Source organism: Hydrogenophaga sp. 70-12 (assembly GCF_001897365.1).
Taxonomy (GTDB): domain Bacteria; phylum Pseudomonadota; class Gammaproteobacteria; order Burkholderiales; family Burkholderiaceae_C; genus Hydrogenophaga; species Hydrogenophaga borbori.
This window is the reverse complement of record NZ_MKSS01000071.1, coordinates 1-25,104: the sequence shown is the minus strand read 5'-3', so window position 1 is coordinate 25,104 and position 25,104 is coordinate 1. Positions and strand designations below refer to the sequence as shown.

The following is a 25,104-nucleotide window of genomic DNA, read 5'->3' as shown; positions in this document are numbered from 1 at the left end:
TGCTGCTGCCTTCGCGCACGCGCAATTGTTCTTCCTTGTCGATGGTCACCTGCACGAAGCGGTCGGGCTGGCGCTGGGCCTGGCCCACGGTGGGCAGGGCGATCTGGCTGGGCGTGATGAGCGGGGCCGTGACCATGAAGATGATCAGCAGCACCAGCATGACGTCGATGAACGGGACCATGTTGATCTCGTTCATCGTGCGGCGGCCGCGGCCGCGGGCGGCGAGCTTGGCCATGTTCGGTGCCTCAGAAGGTGGATGCCGACGCCGTGGCGTGCTGGGGCGGGTGCGAGCCCAGGTTGCGCTGCAGGATGTTGGAGAACTCCTCCATGAAGGTCTCCAGGCCGTTGGCGACGCGGTCGATGTCGTGCGCGAAACGGTTGTAGGCCACCACCGCCGGAATGGCGGCGAACAGGCCGATGGCCGTGGCCACCAGGGCTTCGGCGATGCCGGGCGCCACCGTGGCCAGCGTGACCTGGGCCAGCGAGGCCAGGCCGGTGAAGGCGTGCATGATGCCCCAGACCGTGCCGAACAGGCCCACGTAGGGGGCCACGGAGGCCACCGTGCCGAGGAAGGAGAGGTTGGACTCCATCACGTCGAGTTCGCGCTGGAAGCTGGCGCGCATGGCGCGGCGCGCGCCATCGAGCAGGGCGCCGCTGTCGGTGATGCGGCGCTCGCGCAGCTTGCTGAATTCGCGCATGCCGCTGGCGAAGATGCGTTCCATGGGGCCGGCATTGCGGGCGTTCTGCGCGGCAGCGGCGTACAGCTCGTTCAGGTTGGTGCCCGACCAGAACTCGCGCTCGAAGGCGTCGTTGCGGGCGCGCACGCGCTTGAGTGTGCCAAGCTTGCGGAAGATGGCCGCCCAGCTGATGAGCGACATCAGCACAAGCAGCGCCACCACGGCCTGGACCACCCAGGTTGCGTGGAGCATGAGCTGGACGATGGAGAGTTCTGGGGTCATGGGTGCAGAGATCGGAACGGGTGGAAAAGGTTTCGGTCTGTCACCGGGCGCGGTTCAGGCCAGGCCCAGGGCCTGGAGCAGCGAGGCCGGCATGCGCCGGGGCGCCAGGGTGCGGGCGTCGACCCAGCCGATGCGGATGCTGCCTTCGCACAGGCATTCCCCCGCCGGGGTGTCCCGGCGCGCCGACTGGGCGATTGTCAGCGAGGCGCGGCCCGCTTCCGTGACCTCGGCGGTAACGAGAAGCAAATCATCCAGGCGCGCGGGGCGCAGGTAGCGCAGGTCGGTGGCGCTCACCACGAACATGGCGCCCTCGGCCTCGCGCAGGCGCTGTTGTTCCACGCCGCGCGCGCGCAGCCATTCGGTGCGGGCGCGTTCGAAGAACTTGAGGTAGTTGGCGTAGAACACGATGCCGCCCGCGTCGGTGTCTTCCCAGTAGACGCGCACGCGCCACTCGAAAGGCGCCATGAGTGGCGGGGGCGCATTCACCAGGCCGCCTCCAGCCGCGCCACGGCTTCCTGCAGCTGCTCCATTGAGTTGGCGGTGGAGAAGCGCAGGTAGCGCCCGGCCTCGGCCTGCGCGAAGTCGCGCCCCGGCGTGGCCGCGAGCTGGCAGCGGCGCATGAGCTCGAAGGCCAGGGGCCAGCTGCCGCCGGTCTCGGGGCTGTCGCCGGGCGGTGCCATGCCCCAGCGCTCGCACAGGGCGCCCACCTCGGCCCAGGCGTAGAAGGCGCCGTCGGGCATCACGGGCACGGTGAGGCCCAGGCGGTTGAGCTCGGGGATGAAGTAGTCGCGCCGGGCCTTGAAGGTGGCGCGGCGGCGCTCGTACTCGGCCAGGCTGTCGGGCTCGAAGCAGGCCAGCGCGGCGTGTTGCGAGATGGCGCTGGGGCAGATGAACAGGTGCTGCGCCAGGCGCTCGACCGCGGGCACCAGGGCGGGCGGCAGCACCAGCCAGCCCAGGCGCCAGCCCGTCATGTTGAAGTACTTGCTGAAGCTGTTGACGCTGATGACGGTCTCGCCCAGGCCGTCGGGCAGGGTGAGCGCGGTCTGGCCGAAGGCGGCGTCGTGGCTCAGGCCGAGGTAGATCTCGTCGAGCAGCGTGATGCCCTGGCGTTCGCGCACGGCGGCGGCGATGCGCTGCAGTTCGTCGCGCGCGATCGAGGTGCCCGTGGGATTGGACGGCGAGGCCAGCAGCACGCCGCGCGTGCGCTCGCCCCAGTGCGCCTGCACCTGCTCCGCGCTGAGCTGAAAACGCTGGCCGGGCCCGCAGGGGACCATGCGTGCCACGCCCTCGGCCGCCTGCACGAACTGGCGGTTGCAGGGGTAGCTGGGGTCGGGCATGAGGATCTCGTCGCCCGCGTCGATCAGCGCCAGGCAGGCCAGCTGCAGCGCGGCCGAGGCACCGGCCGTGACGACGATGCGCGAGGCGTCGACCGTGGCACCGAAGTGCGTGGCGTACCAGCCGGCGATGGCCTCGCGCAGCGCGGGCAGGCCCAGGGCCTGGGTGTACTGGCTGCGGCCGTCGCGGATGGCGCGCTCGGCGGCCTGCTGCACCAGCGGCGGGGCGGTGAAGTCGGGCTCGCCGATGTTGAGGTAGATCATCGGGCGCTGGCCGGCGCCGCCCTCGGCCGCGAGGCGGGTGGCGGCCTTGGCCAGCTCCATCACGTAGAAAGGCTCGACGCGCTCGGCCCGGCGCGAGACCCTCATCGGCGGGCCCCGGCGCGGGGCGACGCCGCCACCTCGGCGGGGCGCAACTGCTCGGCCAGGGGGTGCAGCACGCCGTTGACGAACTTGTGGCCGTCGGTGCCGCCGAAGGACTTGGCGAGCTCGATGCACTCGTTGAGCACCACGCGCCAGGGCACGTCCAGGCAGTGGCGCAGCTCGTAGGCGCCGATCCAGAGCACCCCGTGCTCGATGGGCGAGGTCTCGGCGAGCGGGCGGTCCAGGCGCGGGGCGATCAGCGCGTCGAGTTCGGCGGCCTGTTCGATGCAGCCGCGCACCAGGGCGTCGAAGTGCAGGCTGTCGCACTTGTGGAAGCCGGTGAGGTCGCGCGTGAAGACGTCGATGTCGTCGACCGGGTTGCGGCCCACCAGGTGCTGGTACAGCGCCTGCAGCGCGAACTCGCGGGCGCGGGTGCGGGCCGACTTGTCGGTGGCCTTGCGCGGCTTGGCGTGGCTGGGGTCGGAAGCGGGGGCGGTGCTCATGGGATCAGCCGATGCGGTCGAGCACCAGCGCCATTTCGACGGCCACGCGCGCGGCGTCGCGGCCTTTGTCGATCTGGCGCGCCAGGGCCTGGGCCTCGTTCTCGGTGGTGAGGATGGCGTTGGCGATGGGGATCTGGTGGTCGAGCGCGACGCGGGTGACGCCCGCGCCGGATTCGTTGGCCACCAGCTCGAAGTGGTAGGTTTCGCCGCGGATGATGCAGCCCAGGGCGATCAGGGCGTCGTACTCGTCGAGTTCGGCCATGGCCTGCAGGGCCAGGGGCACTTCCAGCGCGCCGGGCACCTTGACGTGGGCGATGTTCTTCTCGTGCACGCCCAGGGCGAGCAGCTCGGCCTGGCAGGCGCTGAACAGCGCGTCGGTGATGGCTTCGTTGAAGCGTGCCTGCACGATGCCGATGTGCAGGCGTTTGCCGTCGAGCAGGTCGGCCGTGCCTTTGTCTGCGCCAAACATGGAGGGGCTTTCGTTGTCGTGGGGGGTCAGTGGGGGTGGCCGATGAAGCCGGTGATTTCGAGGCCATAGCCCTGCATGCTGGGCATGCGGCGCGGCGTGCCCAGGAGCTCCATGCGGCTCACGCCGCACTCGCGCAGGATTTGCGCGCCCACGCCATAGGTGCGCAGGTCCATGCGGCCGCGCTCGGGCGCCTGGGCGGAGCGGGCGGTGCCCTCGAACTGGGCGAGCAACTGCTCGGCCGCCTCGCCACAGTTGAGCAGCACGGCGACGCCGCGCCCGGCCTGGGCCAGGTGGCGCAGGCTGGCGTCCAGGCCCCAGCTGTGCATGGAGCGGTCGATCTCGAGCGCGTCGAGCACGGACAGCGGCTCGTGCACGCGCACCGGCACGCTCTCATGGGCTTGCCACTCGCCCATCACCAGGGCCAGGTGCAGCGCGCCGCTGGGCTGGTCGCGGAAGGCGTGGGCGGTGAAGGTGCCGAAAGCTGTCTTGAGCGGGCGGCTGCCCACCTTGCGCACCAGGCACTCGGTGCGGCTGCGGTATTCGATGAGGTCGGCGATGGTGCCGATCTTGATGCCGTGCTCGGCCGCGAACAGCTGCAGGTCGGGCAGGCGGGCCATGGTGCCGTCGTCCTTCATCACCTCGCAGATGACGGCGGCGGGCGAGCAACCGGCCATGGCGGCGAGGTCGCAGCCGGCTTCGGTGTGGCCGGCGCGCATGAGCACACCGCCCTCGACCGCCTGCAGCGGGAAGATGTGGCCGGGCTGGACCAGATCGCTGGCCTTGGCGTTGGGGGCCACGGCGGCCTGCACGGTGCGCGCGCGGTCGGCGGCGGAGATGCCGGTGGTCACGCCCTCGGCGGCCTCGATGGAGGCGGTGAAGGCCGTGCCCATCTTGGTGCCGTTGCGCGGCACCATGGGCGGCAGGTTCAGCCGCTCGCAGCGCTCGCGCGTGAGCGTGAGGCAGATCAGGCCGCGGCCGAAGCGGGCCATGAAGTTGATGGCCTCGGGCGTGACGTGGTCGGCCGCCAGCACGAGGTCGCCCTCGTTCTCGCGGTCTTCCTCGTCCACGAGGATGACCATGCGGCCGGCGCGGATGTCGGCCACGATGGCTTCGACGGGGGAGATGGCCACGGGGGCCAGGGTTTCGGGGGCGTTCATGCGGGCTCCTTGGCCGGGCTGAGGCCCGCGCCGAGCATGCGCTCGACGTAGCGGGCCACGGTGTCGATCTCGAGGTTGACGGCGCTGCCGGCGACCAGGTCGCCCAGGGTGGTGTGCTGCACCGTGTGAGGGATGAGGTTGATGCTGAACTCGCAGCCGTCGGGCCGGTCGGCGACGCGGTTGACGGTGAGGCTCACGCCATTGACGGTGATGGAGCCCTTGTAGGCCAGGTACTTGCCCAGCTCCGACGGCGCGAGCACGGCGAGTTCGTGGCTTTCCCCGACGGGGGCGAATCGCAGCACGGTGCCGGTGCCGTCCACATGGCCGGAGACGATGTGGCCGCCGAGCCGGTCGTGGGCGCGCAGGGCCTTCTCGAGGTTCAGGCGGCCACCGACGGCGTCCAGCCCGGCGGTGCGGGCCAGCGATTCGGCGGAAATGTCGATGGTGAAGCGGTCGCGGGTGGTGTCGAGCGTGGTGACGGTCATGCAGGCGCCGTTGAGGGCGATGCTGTCGCCCAGGCCGACGTCGGCCAGGTACCCGGCCGGGGCCTCGATGGTGAGGCGCCGCCCGTGCTGCAAAGAACCGCCCAGCGCATGGGAGTCGGCGATGCGCCCCACGCCGGTGATGATGCCGGTGAACATCCGGGCATTTTCGCAGGGTTTGAGGGACCGTCCGTCGCGGGCGCGTCGCCGGCCCCGCGACAGGCGGGGTCAGCCACCGCGGAAGCAGTCCGCCAGCACGGCGTTGGCGGCGGCGTTGCGCAGGGCGCGGGCGCCGGTGTGGTCGAGTTCGAGGTCGCCGCAACGGTCGGCGGCCATGGCGCCGGCCCGCACGGCGCGCAAGGTGTAGGTGTGGGCTTGGGTGGCCACGCCCACGGCCTGGCCGTTTTCGACCAGCGTGAGGGTGTAGGCCGGCGAGCCTTCGCGTGGGCTTTGGGTCAGGGCGGGGGGCAGTGTGGCGCCCACGTGGGTGTCCATGCTGCTGTAGCGCCGGCGCAGGAACTGGCTGGCCTCTTCGAGGGCGCGCTGGGCGTCCGCCCGCCGGCCCTGGCGCACGTATTCGGCGTAGCTGGGGTAGGCGATGCCGGCCAGCACGGCGACGATGGCGCAGGTGACCATCAATTCGATGAGGGTGAAGCCCCGGGCGCCGCGCGCGTGGCGCCGGGTGATCCGGGCGGGGTGCGGTGGGGGCGCCGCGACACGAAGCTCATTCATAGCCTTTTCCATTGAAGTGCACGGGCTCGGGCGAGATGACCGATTGCAACCAGACCTCCGCTCCACCCAGCAACTGGCCGCTGCCATTGAAGCTGGCGCCCGCCGACAGGCCGCGTGCCGTGACGAGGTAGCGGCCATCGGCCAGGGGCTCGGCCAGGCAGCGCGGCGCGGGCGCGCCCTGCAGGGCGGCGCTGGCGTTCTGCCCGGCCACCGGCGCGGTGATCAGCACGGCGCTGGTGTCGGCCCAGTTGGCGAGCTTGGCCCAGGCCGCGTTCCGGTCGCTGGCGTCGGCGATCGCGGTCGTGCCCACGCGCTGTTTGATCACGGCGTCGAATCGGGTGCCACCCTCGACCGAGTCGATAACCACGGCCTCGCAGTAGCGCAGGCCGCTTTGGGCGGACAGCCAGGCGACCTGGTGGACCCGCGCGTTGTTGCTGATCTCTTCCACGGTGGCGCTGCGGCGCGCTGCGAGCAGGCCCGCGAAGGCCATCACCAGCAGCAGCACCAGCACCACGGGCAGCGCCAGGCCCCGGCCGCGCGCGGGGCGCCGCGCCGGCACGGTGGGAGCGGGCAGGGGGCGGTTCCTCATGGGTTGGTGTTCAGGTCGCGGTAGGGATTGGCCACGGCGCCGGCACTGGCGTCATAGGGCTGGGGCAGGGCCGGGCGCACATTGGGCAGCGGGACCATGGCGCGGTAGGCCCGGCGCAGGCGGCCATCGGTGGCGGTGTGCACGGCGCCGTCGCAGCCGATGTGGCGGGTGGTGTCGTTCATGTTCAGGCCGTCCCGCGGCACGGCCCGCGCCGAGCGCACCACCAGGCACAGTTCCACCGCGGCCACGCGCGCCCACCCGTCGCCGGGTGGCAGGTCGCTGGCCGAGACGAGGGCCGTGACTTGGTGAGGGGGCACCTCTCCTGCGGTGGGGCGGCGGGTGATCGCGTACCGGAATTGGAGGCCTTCGACGTTCGGCACCAGCGCCGCCGCGGCGCTGAAGCTGCCGGGGCCGTCGCTGCCGCGGCAGTAGAGCGTGGGGACGTTGTCGTTCGTGGGGTCGGTGGCGATGTAGAAGCGGTTGTCGGCGAACGATGGCTCGACCTTGGGGGCGAGGGCCGTCGCGGCGATGCCGACGTTCGTGCAGTTGGCGGGCAGCGGTGTGTTGGTGCCGCTGGCGAGAACCATCTGGGTGTTGAAGGCGGTGGCCTGGAAGCGCAGGGCGATGGCGTCGTTGCCGCCGCCACCCTGGCAGGCGAGCGATTCGAGGGCGCCGGTCTCGGTGGCGCTGGTGAAGCCGCCGTCGCAGCCGCGCAGGGGCGATTCCTTCAGCAGGCGCAGGCCGTCGGCGCCCGTTTCGGAATAGCCCGCGAGGCGCAGCTGCGAGCGCAGCGTGTCCAGCGCCAGCGCGCCTTCCTCGTTCATCTGCGATTCGAGGGCACCGAAGCGCGTGCCGCTGGCCGCCTGCAGGTAGGTGAAGCCCACCACGCCCACGAGGAACAGGCCCAGGGCCAGGGCCACCATCAGCTCCACCAGGGTGAAGCCGCGCTGGCGCGCTGCAGGCCATGGGCGGGTGGATCGTTTCATAGGCCCACCCGGAAATGCATGCAACTGGCGCCCTGGCGGTCGCTGTCGCTCAGGCCCTGGGGGCACTGCCGCGTGGCGGCCGGGACCAGACCCTGGGCGTCGCTGACCGGGGTGTCGCGCCAGAGCAGCCAGACATCAAGGTTGCGTGCCGTGGCGCTGGGCAGCGAGTGGGCCTGGGCGCGCCCTTCGGGCAGGGCACTGGCCACCGCCTGGAGGAATTCGCGCTGGTCCGCCTGCGCCACGGCCTGGGCCGCGGCCAGGTCGGCGGCGTCGGGGTCCAGCGGGGCCGCGGCGGGCGCCGTGGCACCCAGGGCCAGGTCGTAGGCGCCCAGGTCGAAGCCATAAACGTTCAGCCGGGCGCGCTCGGCGTACTGCTGGACCAGGGTCTGCCCCAGCAGCCGCCGCTGCGCCGATTTCTGGTGGCCGATGGCGGCGGCGCTCAGGCGCGCCATGGCGAGCAGGCCGACACACGTCACGAGCAGGGCGATGAGGACTTCGATCAGTGTCGAGCCCCGGGCCGCGTGTCGAGGGTTCATGGTTTGGCCTCGGGCGTTCCCACGCGGGCGCGACCGAGCATGTTGATGGTGATGACCTGCGTCGGCCCGCTCGCGCCTTGGGGCTGGACGCTCACCGTGTCGCTTGTGCCGCTGAGCGTGCCGTTGCTGCGAAAACTCAGCTGGGCGGGCGAGTTCTTGTCGCGCATGGCGGCGATGCCGGCCTGCGCGCCGCGCTGGGCGATCACCGGTTCGCCCGCGTCCCGCTCGCCATTGCCGTCGAGATCGGAGAACACCAGCCAGCCGCCGGCCCAGTCGGCGCCCGTGGAGCACCTGCCGGCGCTGCCGATCGCGCAGACCACGACGGGCCGGGAGGTGCGCGTGGCGGTGCTGCGCGCCAGGCGCACATCGCCGATGAAGGCGTCGACGGCGCTGTCCTGCCGCCACTGGCGGACCAGCGCGGCGAACGAGGGCATGCCGATGGCCAGCAGCACCGCCAGCACGGCGATGGCCACCATCAGCTCGATCAGGGTGATGCCACGCGCTGCGCGCGCCAGGCGATGTGAGGCGTTCATTGCGGCAGTCGGGTGAGCTGGTACTGCTGGCGGCTCCAGGCTGCGGGGCAACTGACGCCCGCGGCCTGCTGCCCGTTGCCCACGCCCAGGAGGCTCAGGCGGGCGGCGCGGCAGCCGGGGTTGTTGAAGGAGCTTTCGCCGTTCTGGGTGGCCACGTACCGTTCGGCATGTTGCGCGGGGCCCATCTTGGCTTCGGGCGTGGTGTTCACCAGCGCGTTGCCACGCGCGTAGCCGCCGGCGGCGACAAAGACCATGGACGCCTCGTCGAGCCGGCCGTCCTGGTCGGTGTCGAAGGCCCGCCTGCCGGCGCCATCGAGCGCGTTGAGCACGTAGATGGCGCCCCCCGGCGCGTCGGCGCCGGTGCAGCTTTCTGCGTCGCTGCCGCCTCGGTTGATCACCACGGAACCGATGACCACGCTGGAGCCGGCGTTGGCCAGCGGTTCGATCACGCGCTCGCCCGCGCGCGCCATCTGTCCCTGGCCGTCCGCGCCGCCGAGCCGCAGCTGCCAGCCTTTGCTGGCCTGGGGGCCGTCCCAGGCGATCGGGTGGCGGCTGATCGAGAAGTAGCTCTTGCCGTCCACGGTGGCCTTGAGTGCCTCGGGCTTCTGCTCCAGCAGTTGGTCCGGCGACACGGTCTGGAAATTGGCGGCTTCGCTGCCGTCGGTGCGCGAGGTGGGGTCCCAGATGCCGTAGATGGCCTCGCGCTGCGAGGTGTCGCTGGCGTCGCTGTCCTCCAGCAGCATGCCGGTGGCGGCGACGACGATGAGGCCACCCTTGGGGTGGGCTTGCCAGGCCGGCGCCGCGTAGATCGGGCGGTGGTTTTCCGCGGTGAACAGCGGTTGGCCGTAGGAGACCCTCCAGTTGGCGGGCGCGCCGCGCAGGTCGAAGCGCCACAGGTGCCCCCGGGCGTCGCCCGCATAGGCCGCGACGATGCGCTTGCGCGTGTCGCGAACCAACGTGACGCCGCCCAGGCCACGGCCCGCGGAATAGGCTACCGGCAGGGTGATCGTGCGCAGCACCTGGCCTGTCAGGGCGTTGAGCACCACCAGGCCGTGGCGGCTGCCGTCGGCCTGTCCGTTGTAGTGGCCGCTGTTGAGCACCACCACCCAATCGCCCGAATCGGTCTGGCCACTGCGAGCGGGGTTGGTCATGTGGCCGGTGGCAAAGGGCGTGTTGTCGCCGTCGTTGGCGGTGTCGATGGCGTCGGGGCCGGTTTCCCAGAGGAAGTCGTTCTGGTCCATCTGGGTCTCACCCCGCGCGCCGAGCCGGGGCCGCAGGGCATAGACCACCCGCTCTCCCCGACCGCCGCTGCCCACCACCAGCGAGTTCCATGAGCTGCCGTCAAACACGTCGTGCGTGCTGAGCGGGCCGTCCAGCACGTAGCGAAAGCCGCTGTCGGGCTGGGCCTGGTCCAGCAGGCGGCGCAGGCTGCGCCGGGGCATGTAGGCGGCGATCTCCCGGCCGTTGGCGGCGTCGAGGGCGTGCACCACGCCAGCGTTGGTGGCCACGAACAGGGTGTCGGGGGGCAGGGCGATGCGGTCGCGGTAGGCGGCGTAGCGCTCCTTGCCGCTCACGGTGCTCTGGGCGTCTTCGTAGCCATAGTGCTGCGACGCGCCGAGCAGCACCGGGGCGCTGTTGACGATGGCGCCGAGGGGCGAGGCGCGCAGGCGGTACGGCTGGTCCCTGAGGTCGATGACCGGGTCTTTGCCGCGCAGGTAGTCGACGAAGCGCTCGTCGTCGGGGAGCTTGTCGGCGTGGGCGCCCATGCGCAGGGCGCTGCGGATGCCGCTGGGCAGTCGGTCGAGGCGACCCTTCAGCTCGACGCCCAGCCCGTCGTCGCCAAGGCTGTAGAGCCGCCGGTCGGCGGGAGCGGGCATTTGTTGCTGGGCCGACCAGTAGGTCTCGCTGGGCGGCTTGAGCGCCTGGCCATTGGCGTCCTGGTCGAGCAATTGGGGGTTGCCGTTCTGATCGACCTGCTGGGCCGTGACGTTGCCGATGTTGTCGGTGGTGCGGTAGTCCACCTTGAACTTCAGGCGGCCGTCGAGCGAATCGGCCGCGGCCGGAGCGCTTCCCAGCGCGATGCCGGCGTCGTTGCCGCTGGCGTCGAGGATGTCCGAGAGGATGGCGTCGATGGTGGCGCGCACGCCGGCGGCGTCCTGCACGCTGAAACTGCGGCCGCCGCCGGTGTAGCCGGATTGGATGAAGTCGTCGATGCGGTCGGATTCCGGGCGGGCGAATTCCCAGAATTTGTAGCTGTTGTTCCACGCGGTGGTGCGCAGATCGGCGCCCTTGGAGGGCCAACGGGGGGACGTGGCGCCCTGGTACCCGTTCGCCAGGTACTGGTTGCGGTAGGTATTGATCTGCTGAAAGCTCAGGCCCGATGCGACGCCGTTGTCGCCCGAGGGGCGGATCAGGTAGCCGATGGCGTAGGTGGTGAGGTTCTGCCAGAACGCGGGCTGCAAGTCGCGGGTGGGGACGTTGTTCTCCAGTTGAGGCCGCAGGTCGGTATGCCAGTGGTACTGGGCGGCGAGATCGGCCAGCCCGCCCGTGGCGGGGCCGGGGTAGGGGACGTACCGTTGCCGGCCACTGCTGATGCCCTCGGGCTGGTAGGCAAAGGTCTCGGCGGGCGCGTTGCCGGCGGTGCTGCGCGTGAAGCCCGGGCCTTGGGTGGCGTCCTGGTTGGGGGTGTCGGGCGGCGTGCCCCGCAGGTCGTCGTCGCTCCAGCCGCCGTCGGACAGCACCACCTGGTAGGCGCGCCGGCAACCCAGCTCCGGGTTGGAGGCGTCGCTCACGCGGCTCGGGTCTCGGGCCCAGGGGTTTTCCTTGGCGCCGGTGCCCACACCGAAGTAGCTGGCCACGTCCTTGTAGGCCCGTTGGAGGGGGGTGCCGCCGTTGGCGTAGTTGCCATAGAGCCATTGGTAGAACTGATCGTTGGCCGGGCCTTTCGCCCAGGGGCGCACGCCCCGCAGCACCTGGGGCCTGCTGGTGCTCTTGCCCAACTGCGGCACGGCGCCTGACTCGGGCACCATGTTGATCGGTCGATAACCGATGCGCGCCAGGCCGTCGGTGAGTTTGTCGCTGTGCAGGGCCTGGCCCAGGGCGGTTTTGATCGCCTCGATGCGGGTGCGGTAGTAGCGGTACCAGTTGAGGATGTTGGTGACTTCTTCTTCGCGGGTGCAGCGCAGCTTCAGGGCCTGGGCGCAGTCGGTGCGCTGGTGGTCGGCCGGCAAGGCGATCGGGTCGGTGCCGTCGTGGCGGACGTCCACCGTGCGCAGTACCCGATTGCAGGTCGTGCCGAATGCCGTGCTCCTCAGCGCGCCGTTGGGCGCGGCCTTGTCGCAGAGGACGTAGGTGAACGGTGGCGTGTTGCTGTTGAGATCGGCGGCGCCATGGGGGCGGTTCACCGGGGCCCATTGACTCAGACTGAGGGAGTAGAGCGGCGTCTGGTTCTTTGGCTCCTGCACCGGCGGGTAGTTGGGAAACTGGGCGCTGATGATCAGAACCGGGGCGGCGCCGGCCGGGGCCATCGGATCGGCGAAGACCTTGTACGAAAACGCCGCGGAGCTGGCGTTGGAGATGAACTGGATGCCGTCGTTGGCTTGCAGCGGCTCACCCTTGGCATCCACCCGTGGCCGATAGGTGATCCGAGGGTTGTAGTACATGGGGTTGACGTCGGGTGAGCGCTGCGCCTCGAACATCGGCTGACCGTCGTCTCCGGTGGGCAGGCCGCGCCACCCTGGTCGGCTGACGTCGTACCCATCGGGATAGGGGATCGCCATCGACCCCGAGTTGTCCAGCGAGACCACGATGTTGGGTTTGGCGCCCGTGCTGCTGACCAGCAGCGGGCGCTGGCTGGGCTGGGCCTGGACCTCCACCGCGCCCAGCCCGGCGGCGGTGCCGATGGCGCACAGCAGCCAGCCCGGCAGATGCGCTGCCGGGCGTGGGGTGCGTGGCGGACGGGGGATGGGCGCCGGGCCAGGCGCGGGATGGGGCAGGGGACGGGAGCAGGGCGAGCGCGACATGGCCCGCGATGGTTCAGCCGCTTCGCCAGGCCCGCCGGGCATCAGCCGATGGACTGCATGGCCAAACGGATGCAGAACTAAGTGCTACTCACTTTGCGGTAGTTCGACCGCCAACGGTCGCGCCCGGGTGATCAGTGGTCCGTGAGAAATGCGTCTCGGCCCTCGAGCCGGGCGCGCAATCGCAGGTCGGTGCCCACCGGCAGGGTGTCCAGCCAGCGCAGGGCCACGCCGTCGGCCAAACGTTCCAGCGGGCCGAAGGGCGCCATGCCGGCTCCCTGGCCGAGCAGGCGGGGCGCCAGGTAGACCAGCAGCTCGTCCACCCAGCCCTCGCGCAGCAGGGACGCGTTGAGCTTGGCCCCGGCCTCGACGTGCAACTCGTTCACCTCGCGCCGGCCCAGCTCTTGAAGCGCGGCGCCCAGGTCGACCTTGCCGTTCGCGCCGGGCATCGGGAGGGTGTCGGCGCCGCGTTCCCGCAGCGCCGCGGCCCGGGGCTCGGCAGCGTCGGCATGGAAGAACCACCGCTGGCGCGGCAGGCCACCGTGCGGCGGCTCGAACAGCCGCGCCGTGGGCGGGGTGTCCAGGCGGCTGTCGATCACGGCCAGGTGCGGTTGGCGCAGCAGGCCCGGCAAGCGCGCGTCCAGGCGGGGGTTGTCTTCGAGCACGGTGCCCGCGCCCGTCAGCACGGCGCAGGCCCGGGCGCGCCATCGGTGGCCGTCTTCGCGGGCGGCTTCTCCGGTGATCCACTGGCTCTGTCCGTTGGGCAGGGCCGTGATGCCATCGAGCGAGGCGGCCATCTTCATGCGCACCCAGGGCCGTCCGCGCACCATGCGGCTGAAGAAGCCGATGTTGAGTTCGCGGCTGGCCCGGGCGATGGGGTGGTCGCCGGGCAGCAGGTCGACCGCGAGGCCGGCGGCGCGCAGCCGCTGCAGGCCTTGGCCGGCCACGCGGGGGTTGGGGTCGGTGGTGGCCACCACCACGCGCGCCACCCGGGCCGCGATCAGCGCGTCGCAGCAAGGCGGGGTGCGGCCGTGGTGCGAGCAGGGCTCCAGCGTGACATAGGCGGTGGCGCCGGCCGTGCCTTCGCCGCGCGCCTGGGCGTCGCGCAGGGCCATGACCTCGGCGTGCGGCCCGCCGGCCTGCTGGGTGTGGCCCGAGCCGATGACCCGGCCGTCCGACGCGACCAGCACACAGCCGACGCGGGGGTTGGGGTTCGACAGCCAGAGGGCGCGCTCGGCCAGTTCGAGCGCCGCCGCCAGGGGCCCGGTGCTCACCTCGCGGCTCCTGCGCGGGCGCGGGCCGCGCACCGGGGGGCCATCAGCGCTTCACCTCATCCACCAGCGCCCGGAACTCGTCGATGTCCTCGAAGCTGCGGTAGACGCTGGCGAAGCGGATGTAGGCGACCTTGTCGAGCTTCTTGAGCTCGCGCATCACCATCTCGCCGATGCGGTTGGCCGGGATCTCGCGCACGCCCAGGTTGAGCAGCTTTTCCTCGATGCGCTCGATCGCGGCATCGACCTGCTCGGTGCTCACCGGGCGCTTGCGCAGGGCCAGCGCGAAGGAGGCGCGCAGCTTGTCGGGCACGTACTCGACGCGGCGGCCGTCCTTCTTGACCACCATCGGGAAGCTGACGTCGGGCCGCTCGTAGGTGGTGAAGCGCTTCTCGCAGTGGCCGCAGCGGCGGCGGCGGCGGATGAAGTCGGCGTCTTCCGAGACCCGCGTCTCGACCACCTGGGTCTCGAGATGGCCGCAGAAGGGGCACCGCATCGCCGCCGCTCCGGGTTCAGCGGTAGACCGGGAAACGCGCGGTCAGCGCGTTGACCTTTTCGCGCACCGCGGCGATGTTGGCCGGGTCGCGGTTGTCGAGCACGTCGGCCACCAGGTTGGCGGTCAGGCGCGCTTCCTCGTCCTTGAAGCCGCGCGTGGTCATGGCCGGGGTGCCGATGCGCACGCCGCTGGTCACCATCGGCTTCTCGGGGTCGTTGGGGATGGCGTTCTTGTTGATCGTCATGTGCGCCTGGCCCAGCACCGCCTCGGCTTCCTTGCCGGTGATGCCCTTGGCGCGCAGGTCGACCAGCATCACGTGGCTTTCGGTGCGCCCGCTCACGATGCGCAGGCCGCGCTGGGTGAGCGTCTCGGCCACGATCTGGGCGTTTTTCACCACCTGCTGCTGGTAGGCCTTGAACTCGGGCGAGAGCGCTTCCTTGAAGGCCACGGCCTTGGCCGCGATCACGTGCATCAGCGGGCCGCCCTGCAGGCCAGGGAAGATGGCGCTGTTGATCGCCTTCTCGTGCTCGGCCTTCATGAGGATGAAGCCGCCGCGCGGGCCGCGCAGGCTCTTGTGGGTGGTGGAGGTCACCACATCGGCGTGCGGCACCGGGTTGGGGTAGACGCCGGCGGCGATCAGGCCGGCGTAGTGCGCCATGTCGACCATGAAGAGCGCGCCCACGTCCTTGGCCACCTGGGCGAAGCGCGCGAAGTCGATGCGCAGGCTGTAGGCCGAGGCGCCGGCGATGATGAGCTTGGGCTTGGTCTCGTGGGCCTTGCGCTCCATGGCGTCGTAGTCGATCTCTTCCTTCTCGTTGAGACCGTAGGACACCACGTTGAACCACTTGCCGCTCATGTTGAGCGCCATGCCGTGGGTGAGGTGGCCGCCTTCGGCCAGGCTCATGCCCATGATGGTGTCGCCGGGCTTGAGGAAGGCCAGGAACACGCCTTCGTTGGCGGAGGCGCCGCAGTGCGGCTGCACGTTGGCGGCCTCGGCGCCGAAGAGCCGCTTGATGCGGTCGATGGCCAGCTGCTCGGCCACGTCCACGTACTCGCAGCCGCCGTAGTAGCGGCGGCCGGGGTAACCCTCGGCGTACTTGTTGGTGAGTTGGGTGCCCTGCGCGGCCATCACGGCCGGGCTGGCGTAGTTCTCGCTCGCGATGAGCTCGATGTGGTGTTCCTGGCGGGCGTTTTCGGCCTGGATGGCGGCAAACAGCTCGGGGTCGGTCTGTTCGATGAGGATGCGGCGGTCGTACATGGCAGTCCTGAATGACGAGGAACCTTGCGCGTGACAAGGGCTGCCCAGGCGAACGGCTGAACGCCCGGCCTGTCGACGCGGGCGGTGCGCTTCCCAGTGGTTGTCCCGGTGGTCGCCCTGAACAGGGGGCCGGGTGTCCACGTCAGCGGCCGATCCCCGCAAGGGGTGGCCGCCTATCGCCAGTCGCGCACCGCGCTAGTTTAGCCCAGCGGGCTGCGGATCCCGCCGGCCGCGCGGGCGGGCGGCTTCAGGACGGAATGGCCGTGGACGGGGGCGCCACCGTGGGCCGGACCTCGGCCTCGACCTCGTTGCTCGGCGCCGGGGCATTGACGGGGATGGCGCGCGCCGGCGGTGGCGCGTCGAAGTGCTTGAGCGGCGCGCCCTGGGCCACGCGCTGGATGCGCAGGTGCTCGGCCATCACGCGGTTGATGTACCAGCTGCCGTCGGTGGTGACCGCGCCCACGTAGAGGCGCAGGCCGCCCTCCAGGGAGCCGGCGCGCTTGACCGCGTCGCTCAGCACGCGAGCGCCCACGCGCAGGTTCGACAGCGGGTCGAAGGCCGCCAGCTCGCCGCCGAAGTCCTCGTACTTGTCGGTGTGCACGCGCGTGAGCACCTGCATCAGGCCCTGGGCGCCCACGGGGCTCTGGGCAAAGGGGTTGAAGCGCGACTCGATGGCCATCACGGCCAGCAGCAGCGTCGGGTCCAGGCGGCTGCGCTCGCCAATCAGGTAGGCCTCGGCCACCAGCGCGCCCACGGGTTCGGGCGCCACACGGTATTTGCGGCTGAGCCACTGCGTGACTTTGGCCTGCTGCTCGGTCAGGTCGCGCAGGTTGGCCACGGTCACGCGGTCGATGGCGGTGGGTTCCACCTCGACGTCGCGCTCGACCAGCTGCTGCGCCTCTTGGCGCTGCAGCAGCCAGCTCAGCAGCCGCTCCTCGGCGCTGGCGCGCAGGTCGGCGCGCATGCCGAAGACGAGCAGGGCCACCGCGGCCACCGTGCCGAGCAGCGCCAGGCTGTTCTGCGTGGTGTGGATGAACCCCTGGTACACGTCGGAGGCGGCGTGGTTCAGGGACGATGCCAGGGCACGTGTCGTGCTCTTCTGCGGCGTCGGCGAGTGGGTCCTCATGGGTCGCTCCTTGCAGGTCGCCCGCGGCGTTCGTGGGAACGGCGCGGGCGGTCGTTGGGGGGGCTCTCGGTGGATGGCCGGGGGGGCCGGTTCCAGCGAGTGGGCCTGCCGTACAGGCCCGGGTTTACCCTCGCGTGGGCAAAAGTCGGCGGATGGTAGGGAGGCGTTAATAGCCAGTCAATGGTTTTGAACGCTGTTTGAAGAATAATTAGTAATATAAAATCGCCGGCCGACGTGCCAAATTAGACAAGTGCAGCGCCGCCGCCAATGGCCACGCGGGTTTGCGCGCGATGACAGGCGTATGACCGCTGGTCGGCCGATGCCCACCTTTCATGGGGCAAAACGGGGTTTTGGGGCGCCGGAATGGGCGGCCGGGTCGCGATTGAAAAGTTCCATGGCCGGGCGACGCGCGTGCCTTGATTCGACCGTTGGCGCGGCGTACGCTTCACCCGTCGGTCGCAGACCGGCACAGCCGACCCGGTGGAGATCCATCGAACGGCCCCTTTGGGAGCAATCTCTTGCTCCCCGGCTGGCGGGACATCACCCTCCCACCACCCAACCGACGGCAAGCGCTTCATTGCCCGCCGTCAACCCCGGCGGGTTTTTCCCGCCGGGGTTTCTTGTTTTTGGGGCCGTCATGCGGCGTGGCCCTGGCTTGCGCGACACTCGCGCATGGCCGACACCGCAACGGATTCCCCCGTCCCCCATCCGCCCACTGCTGCGCCGCGCTCGCGCCTCGCGCGGCGCCTGGCCTGGGTGGTCGCCGGCCTGCTGCTGCTGTGGGGCCTGACCTGGCTGGGCCTGCCGCCGCTGCTGAAGTGGCAGCTGCAAAAGCAGGGCAGCGAGCGGCTGGGCCGCGCGGTCACGGTGGAGCAGGTGCGCTTTCACCCCTGGTCGCTGGAGCTGTGGGTGGATGGCCTGCGGGTCGCTGGCGCCGAGGGCGCCGACGAGCTGCTGTCGGTGAAGCAGCTCTATATGAATGCGGAGCTGCAGTCCCTGGTGCGGCTCGCGCCGGTGATCGATGCCCTGAAGGTCGACACGCCGCGCCTGGCGCTGCGCCACCTGGGGCAAGGGCATTGGGACTTCGACGACGTGCTGCAGCGCCTGACGCCGCCGCCGCCCAGCGGGCCCCAGGACAACTCGCCCGCGCGCTTCGCCGTCTTCAATATAGAAGTGGTCAACGGCCAGGCCAGCGTGCGGGACGAGCCCGTGGGCGTGACCCACCACCTGGACGGTCTGCAGATCGCCGTGCCCTTCCTGAGCAACCTGGGGTCGCGCCGCGAGGTGGTGACCGAGCCGCGGCTGGCTTTCACGCTCAACGGCAGCGCCTTCGACAGCCGCGTGGCCACCACCCCATTCGCCGAGGACCACCAGACGCGCGCGCGCCTGCAGATACCCGAGCTGGACCTGGCGCCCTACCGGCCGTACTGGCCCAAGGCCTGGCCGGTGCAGCTCACCTCGGGGGCGCTGCACCTGGACCTGACGCTCGACTTCGAGCAGCACGCCGAGCCGACCCTGGTGGTGGCCGGCACCGCGGGCCTGTCGAACCTGCGCCTGGACGAAGCGGGTGGCGCGCCCCTGCTGCTGTCGCCGCGCCTGGACGTGGCGCTGCAGCGCGTGGAGCCCCTGCGCCGGCGCGTGGCCCTGGGCGCGGTGCGCTGGCAGGGGCTCGAACTCGACCTGGCCCGCGACGCGCAGGGGCGGCTCAACCTCCAGCGGCTGGCGGCCAGCTGGCCCATGGCCCCGGCGGCCGAGGCCAAACCCGTCCCCGCCCCGGCGCCGGAAGCGGCCTGGCAGCTGGCCGTGCAGGGCTTCGAGCTCAGCGAGGCCCTGGTCCGCTGGCGCGACGCCTCGGTGCAACCCCGGGCCGAGCAGGACCTGCGCATCGCCTCGCTCACGCTCGCGCCGATCGCCTGGCCGGTGAAGGAACCCGCGCGCCTGCAGCTCGCCGCCGCCGTGGGCGAGGCCACGCTCAAGGCCGAGGGCGAGGTCGCGGGCGACCGCGCCCAGGTGCGCGCCGCGCTCGACAACTGGGGCCTGCGCCTGGCCGCGCCCTACCTGGCCAGCGTGCTGGCGCCCGAACTCGACGGCCGCGCCCGCGCCAGTCTGGTGTTCGACTGGGTGCGCGGCGCCGAGGGCCAGCCCGACCAGCTGGGCCTGCAGGGGCCGGAGCTGGTGCTGGAACAGCTGCAATTGGGCCCGGCCAAGCGCCCGCTGGCCCGGCTGGACAGCCTGCGCCTGGCCGAACTGAAGATCGACCTGGCGAAACACCACGCCGAGCTGGGCCAGGTGGCGCTGGACAACCCCGTGCTCGACGCCCACCGCGACGCGCAGGGCCGCTGGATGGTGGAGCGCTGGCTCAAGCCTGCGCACGCCGCCCCGCCCGCCGGGCCGGCGGCCACGAAAGAAGCGGCCCAGGCCGCCCAGGCGGCCGAGCCCGCCGCGTCCTGGACCTGGCGCCTGGCCGACGCCCGCCTGCGCGGCGGGCGCGTGCGCTTCATCGACGACAGCAAGGCCAACCCGGTGCGGCTGGACCTCGACCGCTTCGACGTCCGCCTGCAGGACCTGCAGCCCCCCGGCGAGCGCGCCCCCGAGGCGCCGCTGAACCTCAAGCTGCGCGTGGCCGGCGGCGGGTCCACCGCCGGCACCGTGGCCGCCGACGGCCGCCTGCGCCTGCCCGGTCCGGCCGGCGCCGGCCCCGACCTGCACTGGCGCGGCCGCGTGCAGGTGGAGCGATTTCCCGTGCACGCGCTGGAGCCCTACCTGGCCGACTACCTCAACCTGGAACTGCTGCGCGCCGACACCAGCGTGCGCGGCGACATCGACCTGACCCTGCCGGCCAATGGCCCGCGCGTGCAGGCCGCGGTGGACCTGGCGGTGGAGGACTTCCGCGCCAACACCGGCTCGCCCGGCGAGGAACTGCTGCAGTGGCAGTCGCTGCAGGTGCGTGGCCTGCGGGTGCGCCAGGCGCCGGGGCAACCCCTGTCGGTGCAGGTGGCCGAGACCGTGCTGAGCGACTACTACGCGCGCATCGCCATCGACCTCAACGGGCGCTTCAACCTGCAGGACCTGGTCAAGCCCGCGCCGGGCGAGCCGGCCGCGCCCGCCGCCCCGGCGGCCACCGCCCCGGCACCCGGCGCGCCCGCGCCCAACGCCGCCACCACCACGGCCGCCGCGCCGCCGCCCGGCCCGGCGGCCGACATCCGCATCGGCCCGATCAGCCTGGTCAACGGCCGCATCCTGTTCTCGGACCACTTCGTGCGGCCCAACTACAGCGCCAACCTCAGCGAGGTCACGGGCTCGCTCAGCGCGTTCTCCAGCACCCCGGCCGCGCCCGGCCAGCCGCCCGAGATGGCCACGCTCTCGCTCAAGGGCCGCGCCGAGGGCACGGCCACGCTGGACATCAATGGCCGCATCAACCCGCTGGCCACGCCGCTGGCGTTGGACATCAAGGGCGTGGTGCGCGACCTGGAGCTGCCGCCGCTGTCGCCCTACAGCGTGAAGTACGCGGGCTACGGCATCGAACGCGGCAAGCTCAGCGTGGACGTGGCCTACCAGGTGGAGCCGAACGGCCAGCTCACCGCCAGCAACCAGATCGTGCTGAACCAGCTCGCCTTCGGCGAGCGCGTGCCCGACAGCCCGGCCAACCTGCCGGTGAAGCTGGCCGTGGCCCTGCTGGCTGACCGCAACGGCGTGATCGACATCAACCTGCCCATCAGCGGCTCGCTCAACGACCCGCAGTTCCGGCTTGGCCCGGTGATCGTGCGGGTCATCGTCAACCTGATCGGCAAGGCCATCACGGCGCCGTTCTCGCTCATCGCCAGCGCCTTCTCGGGCGGCGGCGCGGACGCCAGCCAGATCGGTTTCGATCCCGGCCGTGCCGAGCTGAGCGACGCCAAGCGCACGCAGCTCGAGTCGCTCGCCAAGGCGCTGGAGAACCGGCCGGCGCTGCGGGTCACCATCGTGGGCCACAGCGACCTGGAGGCCGAGCGCGCGGGCTGGCAGCGCGCCCGGCTGGACGGGCTGCTGCAGGCCGAGAAGCGCCGCCGTCTGGCGCGCGCCGGCGGCGAGGTGCCCGCGCGCGTGAGCGTGAGCGCGCAGGAGCGCCCCGAGCTGCTGCGCGAGGCCTACCGCCGCGCCGACATTCCCAAGCCGCGCAACCTCATCGGCCTGGGCAAGGACATTCCGCTGGAAGAAATGGAGGCGCTGCTGCTGGCCGCCCAATCGCCCACCGAGGACACCATGCGCGAGCTGGCGGTGGCGCGCGCGGTGGCGGTGAAGGACTTCCTGGCCGGCCTGCGCTTGCCCGAGGACCGCCTGTTCCTGGGCGCGCCCAAGACCCAGGCCAGCGGCGACCAGTGGGTGCCGCGGGCCGAACTGCAACTCGCGCCGCGCTGAGCGGCGCGACCGCGGGTAAGCCGGCGCCGCGCTGAGCGGCGCGACCCGGGGAAAGCCGGCGCCGCGCCGAGCGGCGACAATACGCGTTTCTCCGCGCGGCCCGCCGCGCATCCGCTGCCCTTTTCACATGTCGCTGTTTTCTCCGCGCCAGACATCCGCCCCCGAGCCCGCCGTGAACACCCCCTCCAACCCCAAGTCCGCCAACGCCCATCCCCTGGACGCGCTCACCGGCGGCGTCTTCTCGGCCCCCACCGCCGGCGAGCGCGCCGCGCGCGTGCGCGATTGGCTCGCCACCGATCCCTCGGCCGAGCACATGAACGAGGTGTTCAAGGAGCTCAGCCAGCGCGACCGCGGCGCGGCCAAGGCGCTGAAGGAAAAGCTCGACGAGCTCAAGCGCCAGAAGTCGCAGGAGCAGGCGGCCAGCGAATGGTCGGCCAAGGCCGAGGCCCTGCTGGCCGCGTCGCGCCTGAACCTGGCCGATGCCCTGGCCTGGCAGCGCGACGCCGCGCGCGCCGGCGCGCCGCTGTCGCGCGAGCCCCTGGCCACGCTGCGCCAGCGCCTGGCCGAGCGCATCAAGTCCATCGAGGACCTGCAGCACGCGGTGCAGGTGGAGCGGGAGGCCGCCGTGCTGATCGCCCAGCGCATCGAGGTGCTGTCCACCAAGCCCTGGCAGGAGGCCCGCCAGGCCGCCGACGCGCTGCGCGGCGACGTGGCCCAGTGGCAGCAGCAGATCGACGGTCTGACACAGGACCCGCAATGGGCCAGCGTGGAGGCCAAGTTCCCGCCCATGCTCGAGGCCTCGCGCCAGCAGCTGCAGCTGGTCTGGGACGCCTTCGATGCCGCGCTGGCCCAGGCCACGGCGGCCGCCGCCGACGCCAACGCCCCGCTGCCGGCCGTGCCCGTGTGGGCCGACGAGCTGCGCGCCGCGCGCGGCCTGGCTCCCGCCGAGCAGCAGGCCGCCAACGAGCAGGCGCAACAGGCCCAGCAGGCGCGCCGCGAGCGCGCCGGCGCCGAGATCGAAAAGGCCGTGGCCGCGCTCGAGGCCGAGGTGGCCGAAGGCCATGGCAAGGCCACGCCCAAGGCCGCGGCCGAGCTGCGCCAGCTGCTCAAGCAGCACGGCCGCCTGATCGGCCAGGCGCTGGAAGCGCGCGCCCATGCCGTGCTGTCGCAAGCCGGTGAACTCGAAGGCTGGCAGCGCTGGCGCGCCGACCAGCTGCGCGAGGAGCTGGTGGCCAAGGCCGAGGCGCTGACGCAGGCACCCGAGGGCCAGCGGCCCACCGGACGCAAGCTGCAGGAGGCCATCCGCCAACTGCGCGAGCAGTGGAAGACCACCGACCAGGGCGGTGCGCCCAATCACGCGCTCTGGAAGCGCTTCGACGAAGCCTGCACCGAGGCGCACAAGGGCGTGGAGGCCTGGCTGTCGCAGGTGCGCCAGCAGGCCGAGGCCACGCGCGCCCAGCGCCAGGCCATCATCGACGAACTCAAGGCCTGGACCGCCGCGCACGCCGAGAGCAGCGACTGGAAAGCCCAGCTGCGCGAGCTGCACGCCTTCTCCGAGCGCTGGCGCCAGGCCGGCCACCTGAGCGAGAAGGCCTTCGCCGAGGTGCAGCCGCTGTGGAAGGACACCATGCACCAGGCGCACGCGCGCCTGGAGGCCGCGCAGGCCGAGAGCGTGGCGCGCCGCCGCGCCTTGATCGAGGAGGCCGCCGCGCTGTCGCAGGCGCAGCCGCTGCGCATCGACGCCGTGAAGGCCCTGCAGCAGCGCTGGCAGGCAGAGGCGCACGCCGTGCCGCTCGACCGCAAGCAGGAACAGAAGCTGTGGGAGGCCTTCCGTTCGCCCATCGACGCCGCCTTCGAGCGCAAGACCAGCGAGCGCCAGCAGCAGGCCGGCGCGCTCAGCGCCGTCGACCAGCGCGTGCTGGACGCCTCACGCGAGCTCGAGGCCGCCACGCAGTCGGGCGACGCACAGCGCATCCGCGCGGCCATGGCCGCGCTGGAGGCCGCCGGGCGCGCGGCACCACCGGCGGCCACGCCGGCCGCGGCGCCAGAGGCCGCCGCTGGCGGGGAGGCCGCACCGGCCGACGGCGCCGCGCCCGCGCCCGCGCCCACCGCGCCACCGGCCGCGCCGCGCAAGCTGGTGGCCATGCGGGGCGACGACCGCCCCGGTGCCAGGAAAGCCGAACCCGCGCCCCGCGACCCGCGCCGGGATGGCCGCCCCGGCCGCCCCGACGCGCGCGGTGGCCGAGACGGTCGCGATGGCCGTGACCGCCGCGACTTCCGCGATTCGCGCGAGGACCGCGAACCGCGCGGCCCACGCCTGGGCGACACCGCCTTCCGCGCGCAGCGCCAGGCCATGGAAGCCGCGCAGGCCAGCTTGCGCCGCCTGGCCGAGCAGGCGCACGGCGAGGTGCTCACCCAGGTGCTGGACGCCTGGCGCGCGCGCGACGCGCAGCAGCTGCCCCCCGCGCAGGCCCTGGGCGGGCGCGTGGCGCCGGCTCAACGTTCGGCCTGGGCCTCCGCGCTCGGCCAGCCCGCGAATGCCTTGCCCGCCGAGGCCCTGCTGCGCCTGGAGATCGCCGCCGATGCGCCGACCCCGGCCGAGCACCTGAGCGAGCGCCGCCTGCTGCAGCTGCAGTTGCTCACGCGCCGCAACGCGCCATCGCCCACGGAAACCTGGGCGCAGGACGTGGCCCAGGTGCTGGGCGGGGCGCACGACGAGAAGTCGGCGCGGCGTCTGCAGGCCGCGCTGAAGGCGCTGCTCAAGCGCTGAGCGGGCGCGCGCTGAGGAAGAAGGCGTCGTAGAGCGCCAGCAGGGCGGGGAACTCCTGCCCGAAGCGCTCGCGGTTCACGAAGTAGGCCTCGCAGGTCACGGCGAAGAACTCGGCCGGGTCCTTCGCGGCGTAGCCGTCCAGCCAGGGCGGCTCGCCGCCGAAACGCTCGGCCATGGACACGGCCTCGCGGAAGCCGTCGAAATGCGCCGCCATCACGCGCTGCCAGCGCGCGCGGGCCTCGCGCGGATCGCGCGTGCCCAGGAAGCCTAGGGGCAGGGTGGGCGCGCCCTGCGGGTGCTCGCCGGCCTGCAGCTCGCGCATGTCCATCTTGTGCACGAATTCGTGGATCACCACGTTGTGGCCGATGGCGGCGCGCTCGCCCGCGCTGGCCACATCCTCCCAGCTCAGCATCAGCGGGCCGCCGTCCATGGCCTCGCCGGCCAGGGCCTCGGTGTACTCGTGCACCACGCCAGCGGCGTCGTGCACCTTGCGGCGCGCCAGCACGGCGCCGGGCTGCAGCACGATGCCCACGAAGTCGTCGTACCAGTCGAGCAGGTCGGGCGCGCGGCGCAGGGCGCGCCCATCGGGGCCGTGCAGGTGCAGCAGCGGGCGGCAGGCCTGCGCCGCGATGGACAGCGCCATGGCGTCGGTGACCACCAGGCCGTTGGCGCCGCTGAATTCCTTCTCGACCAGGAAGTGCTGGCACAGCAGGCGCAGGCGCGCGCGGTCCCCACCGTTCAGCGCGGCGAGGAAGGGCAGGGCCGCGAGCGTGTCGCGCCACAGGGCCTCGGGAATGGGGGCGGGGCGGCGCCAGCGGCGCCGCAGCGAGGCCAGCCAGCTCACGCGGCGCTCACCCGCTGCGCGCCGCGCTCGCTCAGGCGCAGCGCATCGGCGCGCGGCGGCTGGGCGCCCGCGTCCCAGTCGCTGAGCACGAGGCGCCGGCGCCCCGGGGCCAGCGCGTGCTCGGCCGGGCGGTGCGTGTGGCCGTGGATCAGCGTGGCGGCGCCGGCCTGTTCCAGCCAGGCGGTGGCCGCGTGGGCGTCCACGTCCGCCCACAGTCCGGGGTCGGGGCCCAGGCTGCGCTTGCGCGCCTCGCTGCGCGCGCGCAGATCGCGCGCGATG

Annotated in this window: 21 protein-coding genes and 1 pseudogene; 2 read left to right on the top strand and 20 right to left on the bottom strand. The window is 72.1% G+C overall.

Going from position 1 to position 25,104, the window contains the following annotated elements:
* The 18 genes from BGO22_RS04600 to BGO22_RS04515 all read right to left on the bottom strand — a co-directional run.
* A partial coding sequence (locus BGO22_RS04600) for a biopolymer transporter ExbD (protein WP_286849317.1) occupies positions 1–235 on the bottom strand: 235 nt, incomplete at its 3' end.
* Positions 236–245: 10 nt separating this feature from the next.
* The gene (tolQ, locus tag BGO22_RS04595) at positions 246–959 is read right to left on the bottom strand and encodes a protein TolQ (protein ID WP_070398094.1); all 714 of its coding nucleotides are present in this window, start codon (positions 957–959) and stop codon (positions 246–248) included.
* A gap of 54 nt (positions 960–1,013) precedes the next feature.
* Positions 1,014–1,424: a tol-pal system-associated acyl-CoA thioesterase gene (gene ybgC, locus BGO22_RS04590; protein WP_070398093.1), complete on the bottom strand. Its 411-nt coding sequence runs from the start codon at positions 1,422–1,424 to the stop codon at positions 1,014–1,016.
* A gap of 17 nt (positions 1,425–1,441) precedes the next feature.
* Positions 1,442–2,662: a pyridoxal phosphate-dependent aminotransferase gene (locus BGO22_RS04585; protein ID WP_070398092.1), complete on the bottom strand. Its 1,221-nt coding sequence runs from the start codon at positions 2,660–2,662 to the stop codon at positions 1,442–1,444.
* On the bottom strand, positions 2,659–3,159 hold the full coding sequence (gene nusB / locus BGO22_RS04580; protein ID WP_070398091.1) for a transcription antitermination factor NusB: 501 nt from the start codon (positions 3,157–3,159) through the stop codon (positions 2,659–2,661). Before nusB ends, BGO22_RS04585 begins: the two co-directional genes overlap by 4 nt.
* A gap of 4 nt (positions 3,160–3,163) precedes the next feature.
* Complete coding sequence (gene ribH, locus BGO22_RS04575) at positions 3,164–3,628, bottom strand: 6,7-dimethyl-8-ribityllumazine synthase (RefSeq protein WP_070398090.1); 465 nt, start codon at positions 3,626–3,628, stop codon at positions 3,164–3,166.
* A 26-nt stretch (positions 3,629–3,654) separates the two neighbouring features.
* Positions 3,655–4,785, bottom strand: a complete 1,131-nt coding sequence (ribBA, locus tag BGO22_RS04570; protein ID WP_070398089.1) for a bifunctional 3,4-dihydroxy-2-butanone-4-phosphate synthase/GTP cyclohydrolase II — start codon at positions 4,783–4,785, stop codon at positions 3,655–3,657.
* Positions 4,782–5,426, bottom strand: coding sequence for a riboflavin synthase (locus BGO22_RS04565; protein WP_070398088.1), 645 nt, complete (start codon positions 5,424–5,426; stop codon positions 4,782–4,784). Before BGO22_RS04565 ends, ribBA begins: the two co-directional genes overlap by 4 nt.
* Positions 5,427–5,495: 69 nt before the next feature.
* The gene (locus BGO22_RS04560; RefSeq protein ID WP_083292963.1) at positions 5,496–5,999 is read right to left on the bottom strand and encodes a type IV pilin protein; all 504 of its coding nucleotides are present in this window, start codon (positions 5,997–5,999) and stop codon (positions 5,496–5,498) included.
* Entirely contained in the window at positions 5,992–6,588 is a 597-nt protein-coding gene (locus tag BGO22_RS04555) for a pilus assembly PilX family protein (RefSeq protein ID WP_070398087.1), read from the bottom strand. The genes BGO22_RS04560 and BGO22_RS04555 overlap by 8 nt, the downstream gene beginning before the upstream one ends.
* Entirely contained in the window at positions 6,585–7,574 is a 990-nt protein-coding gene (locus BGO22_RS04550; protein ID WP_083292995.1) for a PilW family protein, read from the bottom strand. Before BGO22_RS04550 ends, BGO22_RS04555 begins: the two co-directional genes overlap by 4 nt.
* The gene (gene pilV / locus BGO22_RS04545) at positions 7,571–8,110 is read right to left on the bottom strand and encodes a type IV pilus modification protein PilV (protein WP_070398085.1); all 540 of its coding nucleotides are present in this window, start codon (positions 8,108–8,110) and stop codon (positions 7,571–7,573) included. Before pilV ends, BGO22_RS04550 begins: the two co-directional genes overlap by 4 nt.
* Complete coding sequence (locus BGO22_RS04540; protein ID WP_070398084.1) at positions 8,107–8,643, bottom strand: GspH/FimT family pseudopilin; 537 nt, start codon at positions 8,641–8,643, stop codon at positions 8,107–8,109. The genes pilV and BGO22_RS04540 overlap by 4 nt, the downstream gene beginning before the upstream one ends.
* The gene (locus BGO22_RS04535) at positions 8,640–12,665 is read right to left on the bottom strand and encodes a pilus assembly protein (RefSeq protein WP_070398083.1); all 4,026 of its coding nucleotides are present in this window, start codon (positions 12,663–12,665) and stop codon (positions 8,640–8,642) included. The genes BGO22_RS04540 and BGO22_RS04535 overlap by 4 nt, the downstream gene beginning before the upstream one ends.
* 131 nt (positions 12,666–12,796) lie before the next feature.
* Complete coding sequence (gene ribD, locus BGO22_RS04530; RefSeq protein WP_286849302.1) at positions 12,797–13,936, bottom strand: bifunctional diaminohydroxyphosphoribosylaminopyrimidine deaminase/5-amino-6-(5-phosphoribosylamino)uracil reductase RibD; 1,140 nt, start codon at positions 13,934–13,936, stop codon at positions 12,797–12,799.
* 43 nt (positions 13,937–13,979) lie between these two features.
* Complete coding sequence (gene nrdR, locus BGO22_RS04525; RefSeq protein WP_070398081.1) at positions 13,980–14,429, bottom strand: transcriptional regulator NrdR; 450 nt, start codon at positions 14,427–14,429, stop codon at positions 13,980–13,982.
* A gap of 16 nt (positions 14,430–14,445) precedes the next feature.
* Positions 14,446–15,687 carry a serine hydroxymethyltransferase gene (gene glyA / locus BGO22_RS04520; protein WP_070398080.1) on the bottom strand — a complete coding sequence of 414 codons (1,242 nt, stop codon included), beginning with the start codon at positions 15,685–15,687 and terminating at the stop codon, positions 14,446–14,448.
* Positions 15,688–15,934: 247 nt separating this feature from the next.
* On the bottom strand, positions 15,935–16,813 hold the full coding sequence (locus tag BGO22_RS04515; RefSeq protein WP_070398079.1) for a lytic transglycosylase domain-containing protein: 879 nt from the start codon (positions 16,811–16,813) through the stop codon (positions 15,935–15,937).
* 672 nt (positions 16,814–17,485) lie between these two features.
* Here BGO22_RS04515 and BGO22_RS04510 point away from each other — a divergent pair.
* Together BGO22_RS04510 and BGO22_RS04505 are read left to right on the top strand one after the other, a co-directional pair.
* The gene (locus tag BGO22_RS04510) at positions 17,486–21,211 is read left to right on the top strand and encodes a DUF748 domain-containing protein (RefSeq protein ID WP_286849295.1); all 3,726 of its coding nucleotides are present in this window, start codon (positions 17,486–17,488) and stop codon (positions 21,209–21,211) included.
* A gap of 127 nt (positions 21,212–21,338) precedes the next feature.
* Entirely contained in the window at positions 21,339–23,981 is a 2,643-nt protein-coding gene (locus BGO22_RS04505) for a DUF349 domain-containing protein (RefSeq protein WP_070398077.1), read from the top strand.
* Here BGO22_RS04505 and BGO22_RS04500 read toward each other — a convergent pair.
* A complete protein-coding gene (locus BGO22_RS04500; protein WP_070398076.1) occupies positions 23,971–24,825 on the bottom strand; it encodes a M90 family metallopeptidase in 855 nt (284 codons plus the stop codon). The genes BGO22_RS04505 and BGO22_RS04500 overlap by 11 nt on opposite strands.
* Positions 24,822–25,104, bottom strand: a pseudogene (locus tag BGO22_RS04495) (UDP-2,3-diacylglucosamine diphosphatase); the annotation flags it as partial. The gene BGO22_RS04500 and the pseudogene BGO22_RS04495, both read right to left, overlap by 4 nt.

Coding starts and splice junctions, on each gene's coding strand:
- ribH (WP_070398090.1), bottom strand. CDS start 3,628: ATGTTTGGCGCAGACAAAGGCACGGCCGACCTGCTCGACGGCAAACGC.
- tolQ (WP_070398094.1), bottom strand. CDS start 959: ATGACCCCAGAACTCTCCATCGTCCAGCTCATGCTCCACGCAACCTGG.
- ribBA (WP_070398089.1), bottom strand. CDS start 4,785: ATGAACGCCCCCGAAACCCTGGCCCCCGTGGCCATCTCCCCCGTCGAA.
- nrdR (WP_070398081.1), bottom strand. CDS start 14,429: ATGCGGTGCCCCTTCTGCGGCCATCTCGAGACCCAGGTGGTCGAGACG.
- BGO22_RS04505 (WP_070398077.1), top strand. CDS start 21,339: ATGTCGCTGTTTTCTCCGCGCCAGACATCCGCCCCCGAGCCCGCCGTG.
- BGO22_RS04540 (WP_070398084.1), bottom strand. CDS start 8,643: ATGAACGCCTCACATCGCCTGGCGCGCGCAGCGCGTGGCATCACCCTG.
- BGO22_RS04555 (WP_070398087.1), bottom strand. CDS start 6,588: ATGAGGAACCGCCCCCTGCCCGCTCCCACCGTGCCGGCGCGGCGCCCC.
- BGO22_RS04550 (WP_083292995.1), bottom strand. CDS start 7,574: ATGAAACGATCCACCCGCCCATGGCCTGCAGCGCGCCAGCGCGGCTTC.
- nusB (WP_070398091.1), bottom strand. CDS start 3,159: ATGAGCACCGCCCCCGCTTCCGACCCCAGCCACGCCAAGCCGCGCAAG.
- BGO22_RS04535 (WP_070398083.1), bottom strand. CDS start 12,665: ATGTCGCGCTCGCCCTGCTCCCGTCCCCTGCCCCATCCCGCGCCTGGC.
- BGO22_RS04565 (WP_070398088.1), bottom strand. CDS start 5,426: ATGTTCACCGGCATCATCACCGGCGTGGGGCGCATCGCCGACTCCCAT.
- BGO22_RS04560 (WP_083292963.1), bottom strand. CDS start 5,999: ATGAATGAGCTTCGTGTCGCGGCGCCCCCACCGCACCCCGCCCGGATC.
- BGO22_RS04515 (WP_070398079.1), bottom strand. CDS start 16,813: ATGAGGACCCACTCGCCGACGCCGCAGAAGAGCACGACACGTGCCCTG.
- ybgC (WP_070398093.1), bottom strand. CDS start 1,424: ATGGCGCCTTTCGAGTGGCGCGTGCGCGTCTACTGGGAAGACACCGAC.
- BGO22_RS04585 (WP_070398092.1), bottom strand. CDS start 2,662: ATGAGGGTCTCGCGCCGGGCCGAGCGCGTCGAGCCTTTCTACGTGATG.
- pilV (WP_070398085.1), bottom strand. CDS start 8,110: ATGAACCCTCGACACGCGGCCCGGGGCTCGACACTGATCGAAGTCCTC.
- glyA (WP_070398080.1), bottom strand. CDS start 15,687: ATGTACGACCGCCGCATCCTCATCGAACAGACCGACCCCGAGCTGTTT.
- BGO22_RS04510 (WP_286849295.1), top strand. CDS start 17,486: ATGGCCGACACCGCAACGGATTCCCCCGTCCCCCATCCGCCCACTGCT.